An 18,363-nucleotide genomic window follows, 5' to 3' on the forward strand; every position below is an offset into this window, starting at 1 on the left:
TGGAATCTGAGATGACCTCTTCGCGAGCAGGCTCGCTCCCACATTGGACCGCGTACAACCTGTGGGAGCGAGCCTGCTCGCGAAGAGGGCGGTTGAAGCAACTCAACTTTAAAGTGATGGACTCAGTTCAACAGACGCACCGGCTCCCCAGCTGCCCAACCCTGAATATCCTCGATCATCTGCCGGAAGAACTGCTCGTAATTCTGCCGACTGACATAGCCCACATGCGGCGTGGCGAGGACATTGTCCAGCGTGCGAAACGGGTGCAGGGCCGGCAACGGCTCTTGCTCGAATACGTCCAGCGCTGCTCCGGCAATGCGCCGTTTCTGTAGCGCCTTGATCAACGCGGTTTCATCGACGATCGGCCCGCGTGCGGTGTTGACCAGCAATGCGGTCGGTTTCATCCAGTCCAGCGCCTGGGCATCGACCAGACCGCGACTGCGTTCGCTGAGCACCAGATGCACGGACAGCACGTCGGCCTGCTCGAACAGTTGCTGCTTGCTGACGTACGTCACGCCGGCCTGTTCAGCGCGTTCGGCGGTGAGGTTTTCGCTCCAGGCGATCACCCGCATGCCGAACACCTGACCGAATTGCGCGACCCGCTGGCCGATGCTGCCCAAACCGAGAATACCCAGCGTCTTGCCGTGCAGATCGCCGCCGAGGCCCTGCTGCCACTGGCCGGCCCGCAGCGCATTGGCTTCCTTCACCAGATCACGGGTGGCCGCCATGATCAGCGCCCAGGTCAGTTCCGGCGCGGCGTGTTTGTAGCTATCGGTGCCGCAGACCTTGATGCCCAGAGCTGCTGCGGCCGGCATGTCCAGCGCGGCATTGCGCATGCCGCCGGTGGCCAGCAACTTCAGATTGGGCAAGCGCCCTAGCAAATCGGCGTCGAAGCGCGTGCGTTCACGCATCACGCAGATCACCTCGTACTTGCCAAGGCGCTCGGCCAGTGTGGCGTTGTCGGCCGGGTAATCATGCACAAAGGTCACTTCACCGATGCTCTCCAGCACGGACCAGTCGACCACGTCGCGGGCCACGTCTTGCCAGTCATCGATCACTGCAATCTGCACCGTCATCGGCTTGCCTCATCAAGGAACGGAAGGAGTCTTGCCCAGCCAGCCGAGCAGCGCCTGATGGAATTTCTCCGGTTCTTCCATTTGCGGCGCATGACCCATGCCCGGGAATTCAATCAGCGTCGACTGCGGAATCAGCTTGGCGACCTGTTTGCCAAGCACCTCGTAATGACCGATTTTGGCTTTCACTTCCGGCGGCGCGAGGTCCTTGCCGATGGCGGTGGTGTCGGAGGTGCCGATCAGCAGCAGGGTCGGCATCTTCAGATCCTTGAACTCGTAGTACACCGGCTGGGTGAAGATCATGTCGTAGATCAGCGCCGAGTTCCACGCGACCTGGGTCTTGCCCGGACCGTTGCTCAGGCCGGCGAGCATGTCGACCCAACGATCGAATTCCGGCTTCCAGCGGCCGTCGTAATAGGTGGTGCGCTCATAATCGCGAATGCCCTTGGCCGTGACCTTCAATTCACGCTGATACCACTGATCGACGGTGCGATACGGAACGCCGAGGGCTTTCCAGTCTTCCAGACCGATCGGGTTGACCATTGCCAGTTGATCAACCTGCTCAGGGAACAGCAGCGCATAACGGGTGGCGAGCATGCCGCCGGTGGAGTGGCCGAGCACAGTGGCTTTCTGAATGCCCAAAGCCTTGAGCAATTGCTGGGTGTTGGTGGCCAGTTGCTGGAAGCTGTACTGATAATGCTCAGGTTTGCTGGATGTACAGAAACCGATCTGATCCGGCGCAATCACGCGGTAGCCGGCGTCGCTCAGGGCTTTGATCGAACTGTCCCAGGTCGCTGCGCAGAAATTCTTGCCGTGCATCAGCACCACGGTGCGGCCGTTGGCCTTGCCATTGGCGGCGACGTCCATGTAGCCCATTTGCAGCTTCTGGCCTTGGGATTCGAAGGCGAAATGTTTAAGCGTGTAGGGGTATTGGAAACCTTGCAGCTCCGGGCCATAGGCAGGCCCTTCGGCGGGGGCGGTTTCAGTGGCCGCGTGCGCCATTGATGGCAGGGCAGCGCTGAGGACCAGGCCGGGCAGCCAGCGGGAAAGCGTGACGGACATAAGCACAAACTCCTTGAAAATTGACCGACTCTGGAAGGTCGGGATTACGCCGACGTTAAACAAAGGCAATCACACTGAGGGTTGGTTCAACCTAGCCAGCCAAGTGTCAGCAAGGCCAGCACGCCATAGCGCGCGCCTTTGGCCAGCGTCACGATCAACAGAAAGCGCCCGAGCGGTTCGCGCATGACGCCGGCAATCAAGGTCAGCGGATCGCCGATCACCGGCAGCCAACTGAGCAGCAGCGACCAATGTCCATAACGCTCGTAGTGCTTGCGCGCCTTGGCCATATGCCCAGGGCTGACCGGAAACCAGCGTCGATCCTGAAACCGCTCGATGCCACGGCCCAGCCACCAGTTGACCAGCGAGCCGAGTACGTTGCCCAGCGTCGCCACCGCAAGCAAACCCCACAGCCAGTAACGCTCGCTGACGATCAAACCGACCAGCAGCGCCTCGGATTGCAATGGCAACAACGTCGCCGCACCAAACGCAGCAAAGAACAGGCCGAAGTAAGCCGCACCCATCAACGGGCCGGGTAGTCCGCCACCACCACGTCGGCGCCGTCCTTCTTCAGACCGATCACTTGGTACGCATCGCTCATGCCGTCCATTTCCATGCCCGGCGAGCCCATCGGCATGCCTGGCGCTGCCACACCCAGCAGATCGTCGCGCTTGCTCAACGCAAGCACCTGATCGGCCGGCACATGGCCTTCGACGAATTTGCCATTGATGATCGCCGTGTGGCAGGACGCCAGACGCGGTGGTACGCCGTGCTGCTGTTTGAAGCTGCTCATGTCGCTTTCGACGTGATCTTCGACTTTGAAGCCATTGGCTTCGAGATGGCTGATCCACTTTTTGCAGCAGCCGCAATTGGCATCGCGGTGCACTTCGATCGGGATCAGTTCGGCGGCTTGCGCCAGGGAGGAGATGAACAGGGCGCTCAGGGCGAGCAGACGCAGTTGGCTTCGCATGGGAATGGGCTCTCGACTCGGTGAAGGTCAGCAAGAGCGCATTTTGACCGGTTTTTCCATCCCGGCATCAACTGAGTGTTTCCAGTTGCTACAAGACATTCGAACAATGGTGGGAGCGAGCCTGCTCGCGAATGCGCTGGATCAGACGCAAATCCAGGTGACTGAAAAATCGCTTTCGCGAGCAGGCTCGCTCCCACAGGGGATTGGTGTAAAGGCCGAAATCCCCGTGGTCGCGGTTGGCTCAAATAACCTTGAACCGCCCCATGATCGCGCTCACGCGGCTATTGGCTTCGAGCAACTGGCGGGTATTCAGCTCGCTGGCCTGGCCGCTCTGCACCAGTTCATCGACCATGTGACGGATCTGTACCATGCTGCGGTTGATCTCTTCAGTCACTGCGCTTTGTTGTTCGGCGGCGGTGGCGATCTGCGTGCTGAGGCTGTTGATGTGGCTGACCGAACCGGCCATTTCGTCCAGCCCCGAGTTGACTCGGGCGGTGGCGTCAGCAGCGGACTGGCAACTGGCCTGAGTGTTTTCCATGGCGCTGACCGAGGAACTCACGCCTTGCGTCAGACGGGTCAACATTTCGTTGATTTCCGAGGTACTGGCCTGAGTGCGGGCGGCGAGGGCGCGGACTTCATCCGCCACCACCGCAAAGCCGCGACCCTGTTCACCGGCACGTGCCGCCTCAATCGCCGCGTTGAGGGCGAGCAGGTTGGTCTGCCCGGCAATCGCGCCGATGACGCCGAGGATTTCGGTGATGCGCTGGGCGTCCTGCTGCATGTTTTCAACTTTGTGTGTAGCGCTGGCCACTTCGTCGATCAGCGCGACCACGCTGTTGGTCGCTTCACCCACCACGACGCGCGAGCGGTCTGCGTTCTCATTGGCACGCTGGGTGAATGCAGCGGTTTCAGCGGCGTTTTGCGCGACGCTTTCAGCAGTCGAGCTCATTTCGTTGATGGCGGTGACGGTCTGATCGGTTTCCGAAGCGTGACGCAGCAGAATCTGGCCGGTATGTGCCGAGGTGCGCTGCAGGTTGTCGAGGCTGGAAGCCATGGCGCCGGTGGCCTGGGTGACTTCGCCGATCATGTTCTGCAGATAGGCGATGAAGGTGTTGACCGAGTGACCGATGGCGCCCAGTTCGTCTTCGGCGCGAATGGTGATGCGGCGGGTCAGGTCGGCGTCACCGCTGGACAGCGAATCAATGTTGGCCTTCAGCGCTTTCATGCGCAGCACCAGTTTACGAATCGCGTAAACCTGCAACAGCACCAGCAGGATCACCAGCGGAATCTGGATCAGGCTGAGGCTATGGAGCACGTCGTCGCGCTGGGCAGTGAGCATCTTGGTCGGCAGGGCGGTGGCGAGGAACCACGGTGTGCCCTCGATAGGGCGCATGAAGAATGTAGCGTCTTCACCGTTGTTATCGAACTCGACGCGTTGCGCTGTATCGCGATTCTGCAGGCCGGTCTTGATCTGATTGACGAAGGTCGAGCTGGCCGCCAGTTCGCTGATGTTCTTCAGCACGATCGGGCCGCTGATGCGCGAGCTGTTGCTGATGATCTTACCGTCAGCCTCGACGATGAGCATTTCGGCGTTGAGGTCTTTTTCCTTGCGCGCCACCAGGTCGTTGAAGAAGCCCAGGGTCACGTCGATGGTCGAAACGCCCCAGGCGCTGCCGTTCTTGTAGATCGCCATGGCGCAGTTGGTGCGCGGCTCGGCGCTGGCGTCGTCTTTATAGGCAGCGGCCCACGCGCACTGGCCGCGCGGAGTGGCCATGCCGCCCTTGTGCCAGCTCTGGTCGTAATAGTTGGGCGCCGCATCGCTGTTCCAGAACGTATTGACCTTGAGTTGGCCAGAGGCGTCACGGTGCCAGAAAGTGCTGAATTTGTTGCGCCCGGCTTCACGCTGGCCCGGTAACGGCCAGATGCCGCCGCCGAAGACTTTCAGTTCGCGATACTGATCCACCAGCCCTGGCAGCACCACGTCGATGGCGGCGCTGTCGAGCAGCGGGATGGTCTGGGTGATGCTGCGTTGCTGCGCCTGGACCTTGTTCAGTTCGCCCTGAATCTGCACGGCGACTTCGGCGATGCGGTTGAGCACGACCTTCTCTTCGGTATCGCGCAGGGTCGGTGCCACCAGTTGGCTGATGCCGACCACGGTCAGCACGGACAACAGCAGGATGAACAGAATCAGAAACAGCGTGTAGCGAGCCTGAATAGTGCGCAGTGCGGGCATGGAACTGATCCTTGAGCGGCTTTTTTGTTGGAGGGCAGGAATAAAAACAGGGCGGGTATCACAGCGTATCGTCGTTGCGGGCCGAAGCTTTAGGTGCTTGCGCGCCGAAACAACGCTGGGCGATGACCGGTTGGTATCGGGATGGGTACAAACCCCCGGATCGCCACGTTTGTTACATCAAGATGACGGCTCTGAACCAATGTTTACGGGATGCAGGCTTGTGTCGCGAATGTACGAGATTTGTAAAAAAGCGCACAAAAGACTTGGTGCGATCAGGCGCATCGGCCGATACTCGCGCCCATTCAATTGGTTGGAACAAGGACATTTCATGCTCATCGCACAAGGAATCCTCGCATGACGATCGGTTATACCGGCGCCTGGGAAAGCAAGGCAGGCGTAATGGTTCGTGATACCGGCGCGAAAAAGCAGGTTTCGCAGAGCGTCAAAGTGCAGCAGATGCTGACGCTGGTCGGCAATGATCCGAATGCGCTTAACGTCGCGGAGATGGACAAACAGGGTTTGCGCAAGCAGATCAAGGGCTTCGACCCGGCCAACGTTTCCGTCAAGCAGTTGGGCAACCTCAGCGAGTTCCTGCGCGGGCGCGGCCTGATTTCCGAGATCACCTCGATCACTTTGCTCAATGCCGGCGACAAATTCGACCGCTTCGGCGTGCAGAAAGACCCGGAGGCGAAGTTCAACGCGCTGGAATATTTCGCCACTCAGCTCGATGCCATCCAGACCAACAGCCTCAATGGCAATTATTACGGCAAAAGCCTGATTCCCGAATTCAAGAAAGCCATTTACGTCCTGCAGAATCTCAAGACCTATGGCGAAGGCAATGCGCCAGTTCCGTCTGACAAAGGCCTGAAGGCAAAGGCGTAACGTCTGCTGATGATGCCCGCTCATCCGTGTGCGGGCTCATGCTGTTTACGCCGCCGGCACGGCTTGCCGAGTGATGTGACGTTGTGCCTGGTCATGCAACTGCTGCATGTGCGGACAATGCAATGTCAGCCTGCGCGTGCGGTAGCCACGATGAAACAGCGCCAGCCATCCCCCTCGATTATCCTGTGCAGGCGCCAGGCCGGTGAAAGCAAAACCGATGGCGTTGAGGCTGTGCAGATCCACGGCAAACTGTCGCGAAAGCTGTAGACGAATCGAAACCAGCCAATGCCCGGGCAGTGATCGCAACTGGTCGAGCAGTTCCGGATTGAGTTTTTCCAGCCACATTTCATGGCGGCTGCCGTGCTGCTGGACCTGAACCGAAGCTCCGCGCCAGCGTTCTGCATCAGCCCCGACGCCGAACACAGCGCTCAGACGCTCCATCAAGGGGCGGCAACTGGCTGGCCATGCCTGTTCTGGCAATGGCCGTTGATAGCCATCGATAGCACGTACACCCAACACGATCGACTCGGGTTTTTTACAACCAAAGGGTGAGCGGACATAGTCCGGCAACAATCCAGTGTTGTGAAAACCGAGGTTGATAGCCATGCGTTGGGTGTAAGGGTGATGGGTGACCTGTTTGATCGAGACGCTGCGACAACCCAACGCCTGCGCATGAGTCAGCAGTTGTCCGCCCAGCCGCGTGGCAATGTTCTTTCCACGGGTATCGGGATGTACGACGCTCAAGGCCAGTTCGGCATCGTGCGAGCTTTCGCTTTGCCGATACAAAGTGGCATGACCAAGAATCCGCTCACCCTCCACTGCAACCAGTGAATGCCAGCGTTTGTCGGCGTGGTTCTGATTGATCAGGCAGGGCATGTAAACGTCGGTTTGCACGTAATGATCACCGTAGACCTCGCGAAACAGCTGGCTGACGGCCTTGGCGTCGGTGTCACGGTAATTGCGCAGAATCAACGACTCCATCACGCACCTCCCGCTCTTCCTGGTCATAGCAGCGCAAGTCGACGATCCGCAGGCTTTTCCCTGCGCGAGGATGGCGCGCCAAGTCCTCAAACCGGCAACTCTTGATGCGCAGCTCCAATAACCGCTCAGCCCGCAGTTGCGCGATCGGCGGGTACAGTTCGATCAAGCGGGCCTCAAGTTTCTCGTCGATGCGAGCCGATCGTTCGATGACTGCATATTTCAACGTCAACACATCTGCGCTGTTGGCTTGTTCGATCAGCAATTGCCAATCGTCGCTGCCAGTAATGCTCCGTACGCTTTCGCTGATTTCATCGGTCATCAGCGACAGAATGCCGACCCGCACCCGCTGGCTATTGCCGCTGCGTCCCCTCAGGGCGAATTTGCGTTGTGCAGTGCCCGGCGGTTCGCGCCAGCACGCAAGATCTCCGACGGGATAGCGGATCAGCGGCATCAAGCGGCGATGCAGATTGGTCAATACGAGCAGACCGGTTTGATCGCAGGCCTCGATCGTTGCGCCGCTGTGCTGATCGATAATCTCCAACAGGACGTGACCGTCGGGTGTGCGATGTTCTCCTTCGACGCAGTCAGGATGACTGGCGCCAATAAATCCGCCGTCGACGCTGGCGTAGCCGATCGAGGCAATGCGCGCGTTGGGCAGCACTTGCTCAAGGAGCTGGCGTTGTGAGGCAAACAGGCTCTCCCCGCCGTAAAGCACGCTATCAACCAGGGGCAACGTAAGGCCGCGTTGTTTGAGCCAACTGGCGAAGGTCAGTAATTGCGCGGGCACGCCAGCCAGTACATTGATCCGATGCTGGTTGATGGCATCGGCCAACTTCGGTGGATCAACCTCGCCGGTAAACGGAAACTCGCTGACAGCTGTTTGAACATGGGCGAGTGAGTCATGAATAAACAGAAAACTGGCGTAGAGGTCGCCGGCGAAAAACAGGTTGGCGACACGGTCCCCGGGGCTGAACTGCTCGCTCAGACTGCGGCCGAAATCTTCCACCGTGCGCTGCCATTCCGTGCGGGCATACACGGACAACCTGCCACCGCCGGTTGATCCACCGGTCTTGAACACCAAGGCGTGCCCAATGGGGGCCGTCAGGACCGGCCATTGCGCGAGATCCGCGCTGTCTTTCCAGAAGTCTGCCGGATCAAGCAGTGGCAGTTCGCACGGTGAACTTATCGCCTCGGGGGTGTTGGCGAGACTGTTCTTGTAGTAGGGCGAATGCTCACGGGCGAAACCCGTTAATTCGCTAATCGAGTCGGTTGTTTTCACGGTGTGTTCTTCTTGATTCGAATGAGCCAGCTCACTGCAAGCGTCAGCGGCGGGAGTCAATGACCAGCGGCGTCTTGCCGCTGTGTTTGTTTCGAGCGAAGTGTTCGGGCGAGCATTGCTCGATCTGCAGCACCAGCAATCCGCTGTCGATGATGGTCGTCAGGGTCAGGTAATCGGCGAGACGTGTTTCAACGGTGGCGGCTGTAAGTTCGCAATGCAGTTGCATGCGCTCGACGCCCTCGGCGCTGTGGTCCAGATGCAACTGAAACGGCACTTGCAGCCGTGACGCCAATTCGCTCAGGGAGATAAAGTCAGTGCCGATACGCAACAACTTGCCGTGGCGTTGCAACAGTTCAAAGCGGGGCGACTTCAGCCCGCAGGCGCAGACGCCCGGGAGCCAGCGTCCGCTGTCGCCAATCTCATAACGCTGCACGCGCTGACCACCCTCGCGGGCGAGCGAGGTCACCAGCAGCCGGCCCACCTGATCATCCGCCACCGGCACATCCTCATCGAACGCGACAATCTCCAACTGCTGGATCTCGCTCATCAGATGGAAAACCCCATCCGCCGAATCCTCGCAGGCATGCCCAAGCGGACCGGCGTCGACGCTGCCGTAAATCGCCGAGCGAATGGTCGAGACGCCACAACTGCGCAGCAATTCACGGTTCTGCTCGCTCAGGTGCTCGCCACCGAGAAAGACCTTTTCGACTCCGGCATAAGCACGCAGACGCTCCTGTTGATTGAGGAACAGACGATGCAGGGTGCCGGGCATACCGACCAGCACGTTGACCCGTTGGTCGATGATCAATTGGGCAATCTCCCGATAATCGTCATCAGCAGGGGCGGCCATGGGCAGGTGCGTCACCTCGAGCAGTTCCAGCGTTTTGCTGAAGCTGAGAAAGCCGCCGTACAGCCCGCCACAGAAGAACAGGTTCATGACTCGGTCTTGTGCTGGATCCAGACCGGCAGCGAACAGGCCATCAGCGGTCGCGCGCATCTGCCGATCAAAGTCGCGATAGCTGTAGCCGGCCAGAGCAGGGGTGCCGCTGCTGCCTCCAGAGCGGAAATACAACTGCGCCTGATCGTTGATGGGCTGGGTAACGAAGGCTTCTTTGTCCATGATCGCAGCGCACGGCGTCGCCGCTGATGGTGCTGGATCGAGAATGGCCTGATTCGGCAGTTGCGTGGCTGCAAGACTCACCGATACCCGTCGACTCAAACGTTGCAGCGCATAGACGCCATCATGGGGTTCGCCCTCGTACCCGTCGTGAATGTTGCCGATCGGTGCGATCCGCGTGACTCCGGCAGCGATCAACGCATGGGTAAGCTCGACAATTTGCGATTGTGCGCATACCAGCGCACAGCTTTGCAGGACGTTGCGCCACGGCAGCAGAGTGGCGGGCAGCAGCGCCTGCGGCACCGGGTGCAGCAATACGCTGCGAAACAGCGGCGAAGGTGCGAGTTGCCGATCATGGCTCCAGATCACCCGCCAGCCTGGGCCATTCCATACTTGCCCGGTGTGACCGGCAAAACTCTGGCCGAGGCGGGCCATCTGCGTGTGCGTGGTAATTTGCGCAGCTTCCTGGCGTGTCGGCACCAGTGCCGGCCACTGTGCGGCGCGTCGTTGCAGGGCCTGCGCCAGGCGTTCACCGATATCGCGCAAGACTTGCGTGTCGTCGCTGTCCACCAACAGCCATTGCGGGCTGGAGCACGCCTGCTGATCCAGTCGGCAAACTTCGTCGGCGACGGCATCAAGCGCCTCTGGCGTAGCCGATGCAGGAGTGAGATAGACGAAGCTGATGCGATGCCCCCAGTCGATCCAGCGACAACCCGGCGCGAGCTGTTGCCGAATGGCTTGCAAGGCCGCTTCGCCACCCCACGCCGCGACACCATTGGCCGATTTGCATAATTGGCCGATCTGCTCGGTGCTCGCTGGAACCACCGCCACGTGACCGGCCAGTTGTCCGCTCGCATCGCAGTTCACCAACGCGCGCAACAGTCGCGCCGTCAGGCCTTGATCGCTGCGGCTGGGGCGCAACCAGTTGACGTTGCCGGCGAGCAGACTTTCCACCACCGCGCAAAAGGCCAGCAGCGGCGCGTTGGCCGGGGTGATGTGCACCACCAGCCCGAGCGGGCGCCAGGCTTCGAAGCGTGGCAGGCGATAATCGATACGGCGCAGGGAGTCGGCAGCGACGCCGAGTTCGCGCTGGCGTTTGGTCGTCAAGGCTTCAGGTTGGCAGAAATCGATCAAGGCCTGCCGTTGTTCGCTGTCGAGGGGCAGATCCGTGCGCGAGTCACGCAGCAGCTGGGCAAAAACAGTGATCGCCTTGATGACCGTGCTGCTGTCTAGCGACGTCGCCAAACGCTGGGGCAACTTGTGTTGCAGGTCTTGCAGCGCTTGGTCGAGGCTGTAAATGTCGTGCAGTTGTCCATTTATCAAATACATTTCAGTGACTTCCCAGTAATTCGGCGGCGGCCATCGCGCAGCTTCTGCCGGCCGTGGTGCCGGCGCGGCCGTGCAGTTCGAACCAGTCGGTGGTCAATCCACAGCCGCAACTTGCGCCCGGGTGCAGCGTGGCAAGGTCGCTCATCACCACGGCATGCGCCGGGCTGGATGAGATGTAAGGCGAGACGAAGCCGAGCAGGCCTTGTTGGCCATAGGGCAGCAGAGAAAAATCCGCCGCATCGCGAATCAGCACCCGCGAATACACCGGCACATGAAAGCGGTGACGGGCGCATTCGATGTAAGGCACCGCATGCTCGACAGCGCCGTAACCGTCGCGGCAGCGGGCGGGTTCGATGCCCAATTGCCGATGGATATGGGCATAAAACTGTTGTTTAGGAATTTCCTGCGCAGCCAGGGTTTTCCAGCCGCCGCCAAAAAAGGCCAGCGAACCGCCGGGCAATTGCACATCCTGCACAGCGCTAGCCTGCATGCGTTGCAGGGTCTGCCAGAGAAACGCCGGGAAGCCGAAAATCCTCACCGGCAAACCTTCTTCAGCGAATGACTGCAATGCGGCGATGACACCGAATACGTCGAACTGATGGCCGCTACCGGTGTTGCGCAAGGCGTAAACCACGCGATTGACCGGGGCAAACCGACAGAGAAACTGGTCGGTAAACGAAGTGCCGAGCGTAATGTGACCCTCGGGTTCGTAGCTCAGCAGCAGGTAATTGCACGGCGTATCCGGAGTATCCCAACCGTAATGGCGAAAGATCTGCGCAACCATGAACTGCGCCCGCGCCAGGCTGCGTTCGTCGTAACGCATCCGGCTTTTCTGTCCGCTGGTGCCCGACGAGGTCAGTTCCAGGGCGTCCGCCCCCGTGCTGCTGAGCAGCAAGTGTTGCTTGAAGAAACTGGCAAAGATCGGCGGCAGACGCGACCAGTCATCAAGACTGTCGAGGTCTTGCGGCGCCAATCCATGGGCGTTGAGCCAATGGGCGTAACCCGGGGTGTGGTCGCAGTGAAAGCGGCTGATTTCCTTCATCGCCCGATCAAACAGACCGGGCGCGGCTGAATCCGCGCAATAGGGTTGCTTCAACGCGCACAGCGCGTCGGCATAGGGTAGGTGAGTCATCAGTGTTCCTTACTGAGGCGAGGCCACATCAGCTGTGGTGGTTTGCAGGAGCCGGTACACCATGGGCAGGCACATCACCCCGCCGAATGCGGCCCAGAGGGCGAAGTATTCAAGACGGTCGCCGCCACCGATGGCCGCAATCAGCGAACCGCCAAGGCCCATGACGGCGATCGAAATCATGCCGGTCAGCGCCGACACCAGACCTTTGCTGTCGTCGCTGGCAAACAGCGCCAGGCGATACACCGCGGCGTTGCTCATGCCCAGCCCGACGGCGTACAGCGACAAACTCGCCACCACCGGACCAAGCCCCGCGCCGAACAATGCGCACGCGGCCAGAAACAGAAGGCCCAGACAGAACGGCCAGAGCGCCAGTTGAATCAATTGCGTCAGCGAATGAGTCTGCAGCAAGCGGTCGAGAATCAGATTGCCGGCAATCACCGCTGAGAAAACCGGAATCTGCCACAGGCCATATTCCAGCGGCGGCAGTTCCAGCACCCGCACCAGCAGCAACGGTGCCAGGCCTATCCATGTGATCAGGGGCAGACTCATCAGGCCCAGCGCCAGACTGGCGCAGAGAAAACGCGGGTTGCCTAACAACGCGCCATAGCGCCGTGAAGTGCAACGCCAGGAGAAGGGCACACGGGGTGTTCGATGACCATCGCGGCGCTCGACGCCTACGGTTTCCGGCATCCACAGCAACAGACCGAGCCAGACCAGCGCTGCCGTGAATCCCAGCAGCAGAAAGATTTCCCGCCAGCTCAGCCATTCCAGCAACAGGATCCCCAGTAGCGGCCCGAGCAGCGGCGATAACAACGCAACATTGCCGAGCAAGGCCATCAGCCTGACGGCGTCCGCTTCACAGAACACCTCCTGTAGCGCCGGATAGCTGACTGCGACGACAAACCCCAGACCCATGCCTTGCAACAGCCGCAACAGGTTGAACGCCCCAATACTGTCGGTGAAAAAAGCCGCCGCGCACGACAATCCGAACAGCGCGCTGCCCGATAACAACAGTGGTCGTCGGCCGTATTGATCGGACAACGGGCCGAGCAACCATTGCAGGCACACGCCACCCAACAGATACAGGTTGAAGGCATGGGGAACATGCCGTACGTCCGCGTCGAGGTCGGTGGTGACATCCAGCATCGCTGGCATGATCACATCGCTGGCCATGTAAGTGAGCAGTTCGAAAGCGGTCAACGCCAGACAGAAACCCGCAACCTGTCTGGGGCCGATATTGATAAGTGTTCTCTGCATGAACATCCCTGTTTTATGAGTGGTAGGAAGTTCGCAGAGCCTAGGCGCAGGCGCACAGCCGACCTAGCCGTTTGCTGCGTCAGCAGATTTCAAAAACTTACGGCATGTTTAAAGGATTGGCGCGGCGTGAAACCTGTTTACCTGGCTGCCATTGCGGCGCAAACAACGATGCCCGCGTCAGTGCGGGCATTGATTGCGCCAGAGCAGGGAGGGCCATGCCTTAAGGTCGGGTTACCTTGCAGCCAAAAGTCTTCAGGGGCGGTAACATGAGCACCCGTTTGCCCCGGCGCATACCCGTAATCCGGGGAACGCTCGGCGTGCAACCGGCTACATTTCAATGTTTCAGGAAACCGCAATGACCCAGAAGCAACGCTTGATTTATTCGATTCTGATCGCTCTGTCGGTACTGGCGATCATGCTGGGCCTGTCCTGGCTGCAGAATGCCGGCATGATCACCGAGAAGACTTTCCAGTACGTGGCAATCGGCGTGGCGGTCGTGGTGGTCATCATCAACGGCGTGATGCGCCGCAAGGTCAAGCCCTGAAGGCGAGCCTCATTCGTGGTTGAGGACCGCTGCAGCCTGCGGGTGCAGGCTGTAACTCTTGTCGGCGTTGAAGGTGATCACGCCTTCGGCGCACAAGCGTTTAAGCACTTCTCGCACGCTGAGAAACGACAGCGGCACGTCCAGATCGAGCAACTGGCTATGTACGCCACGTACGCCCAGGCGACGATTGCTCTGCGCCGCCACGAGCAGCGCGTCGATGACTTTCAGGCGAATCAGGCTGGTGCGCAGGCCGAAACTCTTCAGTAGCACGCGAATACGCTCATTGCCCGGACGCTCGCCGCGCTGGGTGAAATTGCCGGTGTGCGAACCCATGGAAACGCCCTGTGGCGTCTGGCTACCGTCCGTTGGTAGTTGCGAGTTGTACATGCGATTACTCCTTTTCAGAGCCAGATCGGGAAAGGTTTTGTTGCGCTCTCTAAACAAGACGTTTCAGCACGACAAATCATGAAAGAAAAGATGTAGAAATTTCGTCGCTAATTCGTCTCAGCCTTGTGATGACGGCATTGCCTCAATGGGCTACCCGCTAAATTTTTTCCTTCAGCTTCGTTTCTTCGACAGGCTCATTGCGCGTGGACGCAGGGGCAATCGACCTTTCGATCAGGAGCGAGCGTGATTATTTCCAGGCAACTTACCGGGCTGGCCCTCGCCAGCACCTTGTTCGGGCTGAGCCTGTCAGCCCATGCACTGAGCCCGGCTGCACAAACCAGCGCCGATATTCGCCGCACCAGTTTCGGCGTGCCGCACATTCGCGCTGAAAACGAGCGCGGTCTGGGTTTCGGCATCGGTTACGCCTACGCCCAGGACAATTTGTGCCTCCTGGCCAACGAGATCGTCACGGTCAATGGTCAGCGCTCCCAATATTTCGGCCCGGAGCAGTTCACTGTTGAACAACGGCAAAACCGCGTCAGTGATGTGTTCTTCACCTGGCTCAATACCCCTGAAGCGGTCGGAGCCTTTTGGCAGGCACAACCGGCGCAGGTGCATGATCTGGTTGAAGGCTATGCCGCCGGTTACAACCGCTATCTGGCTGAACGCCGTCAGCAAGGGTTGCCGCAGCAATGCCAGGGCGAGTGGGTACGTGATATCAGCGCCGAGGATCTGGTCAAACTGACGCGGCGCCTGTTGGTTGAAGGTGGGGTGGGGCAGTTCGCCGAAGCCCTTGCTGGCGCGACGCCGCCGCAAGCGACCGCGCAGGTGAAGCACGACACCGTGGCGTTCCAGTTGGCCGACGCGCGCCAGCAACGTTTCGCCCTGGATCGCGGCAGCAACGCCGTGGCGGTCGGCAGCGAGCGCTCGTTCAATGGCCGTGGCATGTTGCTGGCCAACCCGCATTTCCCATGGGTCGGGGGCATGCGCTTCTATCAGATGCACCTGACCATCCCCGGCAAGCTTGATGTGATGGGCGCCGCTTTGCCGGGATTGCCGATGATCAATATCGGTTTCAACCAGCATCTGGCCTGGACCCACACCGTCGATTCGTCGAAACACTTCACCTTGTATCGCCTGCAACTTGATCCAAAGGATCCGACTCGATATTTGCTCGATGGCAAGTCGCTGCCACTGAACAAACAGACGGTTACCGTGCAGGTCAAGCAGGCTGACGGACAGGTCGTAGCGGTTGCGCGCGACATCTACAGCTCGCAGTTCGGCCCGATCGTGCAATGGCCGGGCAAGCTCGACTGGGACAGGCAATATGCCTACAGCTTGCGCGATGCCAACCTCGACAACGACCGCGTGCTCGAACAGTGGTATGCGATGAACCAGGCCAGCAATCTCAAGGATCTGCAAGACGCGGTGCACAAGATCCAGGGCATTCCGTGGGTCAACACCCTGGCAGTGGATGACAAGGGCCAGACGCTGTACATGAACCTGTCGGTGGTACCGAACGTCAGCGCGGAAAAACTGGCCAAGTGCAGCGACCCACGCCTCGGTCTGCGCATGATCGTGCTGGACGGTGCCAACAGCGGCTGTGCCTGGGATGTCGATCCGCACGCGGCGCAGAAGGGCATCTTCGCTTCCAGCCAGTTGCCGCAATTGCTGCGCAAGGATTTCGTTCAGCACTCCAACGACTCGGCATGGCTGGCCAACCCGGCGCAACCGCTCACCGGCTATTCACCGCTGATCAGTCAGGAAGGACAACCGCTGGGCCTGCGCTCACGATTTGCGCTTGATCGTTTGGGTGAACTGAGCAAGAAAGGCCCGCTGGCAGTCAAGGATCTGCAGCACATGGTCATGGACGATCAGGTCTATCTGGCCGCGCAGGTCATGCCCGATCTGCGGAAGTTCTGCGGCGCCGATCTGGGCAGCGATGCCGCGACACTCAAGTCCGCGTGCGCCAGCCTCAAAGCCTGGGACGGCCGCGCCAATCTGGATTCCGGGCTCGGTCTGGTGCATTTTCAGAACATCATGCAGGCGCTGCTTGAATCAGCGGATATCTGGCGTGTTGCATTCAATCCGGCAGATGCGCAACACACTCCTCGCGGCCTGGCAGTCGAACAACCTGCCGTCGCCAAAGCACTGCGTGAAGCGATGCTGGCGTCGGTCGAGCGGGTCGCAAAAATGGGCCTGAAACCTGACACCCGCTGGGGTGATGTCCAGGTGGTCAGCAGCGGCGGGCAGCAAACGCCGATTCATGGCGGGCCGGGGACGCTGGGCATCTACAACGCGATGCAAAGCGTGCCCCGTGAGGATGGCAAACTTGAAGTGGTCAGCGGCACCAGCTATCTGCAAGTGGTGAGCTTCGATGAAAAAGGCCCGCACGCCCAAGGGCTGCTGGCGTTCTCGTTATCCAGTGATCCGATGTCGAAATACTCGCGGGATCAGACTGCTGCATTTTCGAAGAAGCAGTGGAGTGTTCTGCCGTTCACCGAACAGCAGATCCAGGCGGATCCGCAATATCAGGTGCAGACGATCAAGCAGGATCAGGCAGGGAAGGTGGCAGCGCAGTAAAACAGTCACAGCTCGAAACAAACGAAGGCCGCCTCCCGCAAGGGACGCGGCCTTCAGCTTTTCGGCGGGCGTTGCGGCATCGAATTGATTACCGGGTTGCCTTCCTTGTTGCGGGTCAAATAGACCGGCAGCACTTTCGGCAGGCTGTTGGCGAGGTGGTTCATCTCTTTGATGTTGTAGACGCCGCCCACGCGGATCGCGCCGGTATTGGTGTCGGCCAGCATCAACGGCTTGTCGAGGTAACGGTTGATCAGCGGCAGGGCGTCGTGCAGCGCAAGGTTGTCGAGCACCAATCGGCCGCTGCGCCACGCCAGCGAAGTATCGCCAGGGTAGGTCTGACTGATTTGCGGCGCGTAATCGCCATGCCGGTAGCGCGCCTGCATCGAGGGACTGAGGCGCAGACCGTCGCCAGGCAAGTCGCGATTGCTGCTGACCAGCACCGAACCTTCGATCAGATTGACCCGCACCTGATCTTCGTACATCCACACATTGAACCGCGTACCGGTCACGCGGATCTTGCCGTCGCCGGCGCGAACCACGAATGGATGAGACGCGTCATGGCTGACATTAAAAAACGCCTCGCCCTTGTTCAGGGTGACGCGACGTTCATGTTTGTAATTGCTGAAGCTCAGGTCGGTGTGCAGGTTGAGTTCTAGCTGGCTGCCGTCACTCAGGGTGATCTGACGCACACTGTCGGTGGCGGCGTAATGCTGATAACTGTCAGGCACCCAGCCCAGACTCCAGCCGCTGTAGGCCGCGAGTGGCAAGGCGAGGGCGCAGGCGCCAGCAATGACCGCGAACTTGCGCCACGAACGCGAAGGCTTGCGCTGCGCCGCGAGTGCCTCGGGCTCGGTTCGAGGCAGATCTCCGGCGACTTCCCAGATTTCTTGCATGGCTTCGTATTCGAAGGCATGCAAAGGATGTGCAGCGTGCCAGGTCTCAAATGCGCGACGCTCCTCGTCCGTGCAGTCAGCGGCGTGCAGACGCATGCACCAGTGCGCGGCGGCATCGGTGATCGCATCGTATTCGGCTTCCGAGAGAGTGTCTTGGGTCATTGACTCGTCCTGATTTCGCTCATTCTAACCTCGCCGGCAGGCTGCCGAGAACATCCGTCATGGCATTTACCCATCAACGCGGAACTTATTTTTCCCTGTGGCGCCCAAAAAAACAGGAAGCAACTGACTACTATCCATAAATGGAGTGAAAAAATGATCAAAAAGACATTCGCAGCCCTGATCGCCACTGCTGGTTTGCTCGGTGCCGGTGCCGCTCTGGCGGACAAGCCCGGCGCAGGCTGGATCACCATCGAAAAAGCCATCGAGGTCGCCAAGACCAAGGCCGGCTATGTCGAAGTCTATGAGATCGGCGCCGACAATGACGGCTACTGGGAAGGCGAAGGGCGCAAGGCTGACGGCATTGTCTACGAGTTCCGCATCGACGGCGCCTCGGGCAATGTACTGCGCGATCAGAAGGATTAACGCACCGTCTCACTCGTTGATTCTTGGTATGAGCAATGCGCTGGCGTTACGCCGGCGCA

15 protein-coding genes and 2 pseudogenes are annotated in these 18,363 nt (G+C 59.8%); 4 read left to right on the forward strand and 13 right to left on the reverse strand.

The window, feature by feature from the left end:
- Positions 1-122 precede the first annotated feature (122 nt).
- The 6 genes and pseudogenes from AB9L16_RS12565 to AB9L16_RS12590 all read right to left on the reverse strand — a co-directional run.
- On the reverse strand, positions 123-1,076 hold the full coding sequence (locus AB9L16_RS12565; RefSeq protein WP_150742082.1) for a D-2-hydroxyacid dehydrogenase family protein: 954 nt from the start codon (positions 1,074-1,076) through the stop codon (positions 123-125).
- A gap of 12 nt (positions 1,077-1,088) precedes the next feature.
- Positions 1,089-2,135: an alpha/beta fold hydrolase gene (locus AB9L16_RS12570; protein WP_375123675.1), complete on the reverse strand. Its 1,047-nt coding sequence runs from the start codon at positions 2,133-2,135 to the stop codon at positions 1,089-1,091.
- A gap of 86 nt (positions 2,136-2,221) precedes the next feature.
- A complete protein-coding gene (locus tag AB9L16_RS12575; protein WP_150742084.1) occupies positions 2,222-2,656 on the reverse strand; it encodes a YqaA family protein in 435 nt (144 codons plus the stop codon).
- On the reverse strand, positions 2,656-3,102 hold the full coding sequence (locus AB9L16_RS12580; RefSeq protein ID WP_041480975.1) for a DUF411 domain-containing protein: 447 nt from the start codon (positions 3,100-3,102) through the stop codon (positions 2,656-2,658). The genes AB9L16_RS12575 and AB9L16_RS12580 overlap by 1 nt, the downstream gene beginning before the upstream one ends.
- A gap of 241 nt (positions 3,103-3,343) precedes the next feature.
- Positions 3,344-3,871, reverse strand: a pseudogene (locus tag AB9L16_RS12585) (methyl-accepting chemotaxis protein); the annotation flags it as partial.
- 333 nt (positions 3,872-4,204) lie between these two features.
- Positions 4,205-5,335: pseudogene (locus AB9L16_RS12590) on the reverse strand (cache and HAMP domain-containing protein); the annotation flags it as partial.
- A gap of 354 nt (positions 5,336-5,689) precedes the next feature.
- Between AB9L16_RS12590 and AB9L16_RS12595 the strand changes: the two are divergent.
- Positions 5,690-6,217 carry a hypothetical protein gene (locus tag AB9L16_RS12595; protein ID WP_310215854.1) on the forward strand — a complete coding sequence of 176 codons (528 nt, stop codon included), beginning with the start codon at positions 5,690-5,692 and terminating at the stop codon, positions 6,215-6,217.
- A 45-nt stretch (positions 6,218-6,262) separates the two neighbouring features.
- Here the strand turns inward: AB9L16_RS12595 and AB9L16_RS12600 are convergent, their stop codons facing one another.
- From AB9L16_RS12600 to AB9L16_RS12620, 5 genes are read right to left on the reverse strand one after another with little or no spacing between them, the layout of a single operon-like run.
- Positions 6,263-7,198 carry a GNAT family N-acetyltransferase gene (locus AB9L16_RS12600; protein ID WP_375123676.1) on the reverse strand — a complete coding sequence of 312 codons (936 nt, stop codon included), beginning with the start codon at positions 7,196-7,198 and terminating at the stop codon, positions 6,263-6,265.
- Positions 7,167-8,477 carry a phenylacetate--CoA ligase family protein gene (locus AB9L16_RS12605; RefSeq protein ID WP_375123677.1) on the reverse strand — a complete coding sequence of 437 codons (1,311 nt, stop codon included), beginning with the start codon at positions 8,475-8,477 and terminating at the stop codon, positions 7,167-7,169. Before AB9L16_RS12605 ends, AB9L16_RS12600 begins: the two co-directional genes overlap by 32 nt.
- Before the next feature lie 43 nt (positions 8,478-8,520).
- Positions 8,521-10,923 (reverse strand): aldehyde dehydrogenase family protein, encoded by a 2,403-nt coding sequence (locus AB9L16_RS12610; protein WP_375123678.1) that lies wholly within the window; start codon positions 10,921-10,923, stop codon positions 8,521-8,523.
- Between the two features lies 1 nt (position 10,924).
- Complete coding sequence (locus tag AB9L16_RS12615; RefSeq protein WP_375123679.1) at positions 10,925-12,055, reverse strand: acyl-protein synthase; 1,131 nt, start codon at positions 12,053-12,055, stop codon at positions 10,925-10,927.
- A gap of 9 nt (positions 12,056-12,064) precedes the next feature.
- The gene (locus AB9L16_RS12620; RefSeq protein ID WP_375123680.1) at positions 12,065-13,312 is read right to left on the reverse strand and encodes an MFS transporter; all 1,248 of its coding nucleotides are present in this window, start codon (positions 13,310-13,312) and stop codon (positions 12,065-12,067) included.
- Positions 13,313-13,667: 355 nt separating this feature from the next.
- Between AB9L16_RS12620 and AB9L16_RS12625 the strand changes: the two genes are divergently transcribed.
- A complete protein-coding gene (locus AB9L16_RS12625; RefSeq protein WP_041480969.1) occupies positions 13,668-13,856 on the forward strand; it encodes a hypothetical protein in 189 nt (62 codons plus the stop codon).
- 9 nt (positions 13,857-13,865) lie between these two features.
- On the opposite strand, the gene AB9L16_RS12630 is transcribed toward AB9L16_RS12625, so the two are convergent.
- Positions 13,866-14,243 (reverse strand): fe2+ zn2+ uptake regulation protein, encoded by a 378-nt coding sequence (locus tag AB9L16_RS12630; protein ID WP_024012892.1) that lies wholly within the window; start codon positions 14,241-14,243, stop codon positions 13,866-13,868.
- Positions 14,244-14,486: 243 nt separating this feature from the next.
- Between AB9L16_RS12630 and AB9L16_RS12635 the strand changes: the two genes are divergently transcribed.
- Positions 14,487-16,826 (forward strand): acylase, encoded by a 2,340-nt coding sequence (locus AB9L16_RS12635; protein WP_375123681.1) that lies wholly within the window; start codon positions 14,487-14,489, stop codon positions 16,824-16,826.
- Between the two features lie 53 nt (positions 16,827-16,879).
- On the opposite strand, the gene AB9L16_RS12640 is transcribed toward AB9L16_RS12635, so the two are convergent.
- Positions 16,880-17,881 (reverse strand): FecR family protein, encoded by a 1,002-nt coding sequence (locus AB9L16_RS12640; RefSeq protein WP_236168862.1) that lies wholly within the window; start codon positions 17,879-17,881, stop codon positions 16,880-16,882.
- A 153-nt stretch (positions 17,882-18,034) separates the two neighbouring features.
- Here AB9L16_RS12640 and AB9L16_RS12645 point away from each other — a divergent pair, with 153 nt between their 5' ends.
- Positions 18,035-18,304, forward strand: coding sequence for a PepSY domain-containing protein (locus AB9L16_RS12645; protein ID WP_252869499.1), 270 nt, complete (start codon positions 18,035-18,037; stop codon positions 18,302-18,304).
- Positions 18,305-18,363: the final 59 nt, after the last annotated feature.

It is taken from the genome of Pseudomonas sp. LW8 (assembly GCF_041956865.1).
GTDB classification, from domain to species: domain Bacteria; phylum Pseudomonadota; class Gammaproteobacteria; order Pseudomonadales; family Pseudomonadaceae; genus Aquipseudomonas; species Aquipseudomonas siliginis.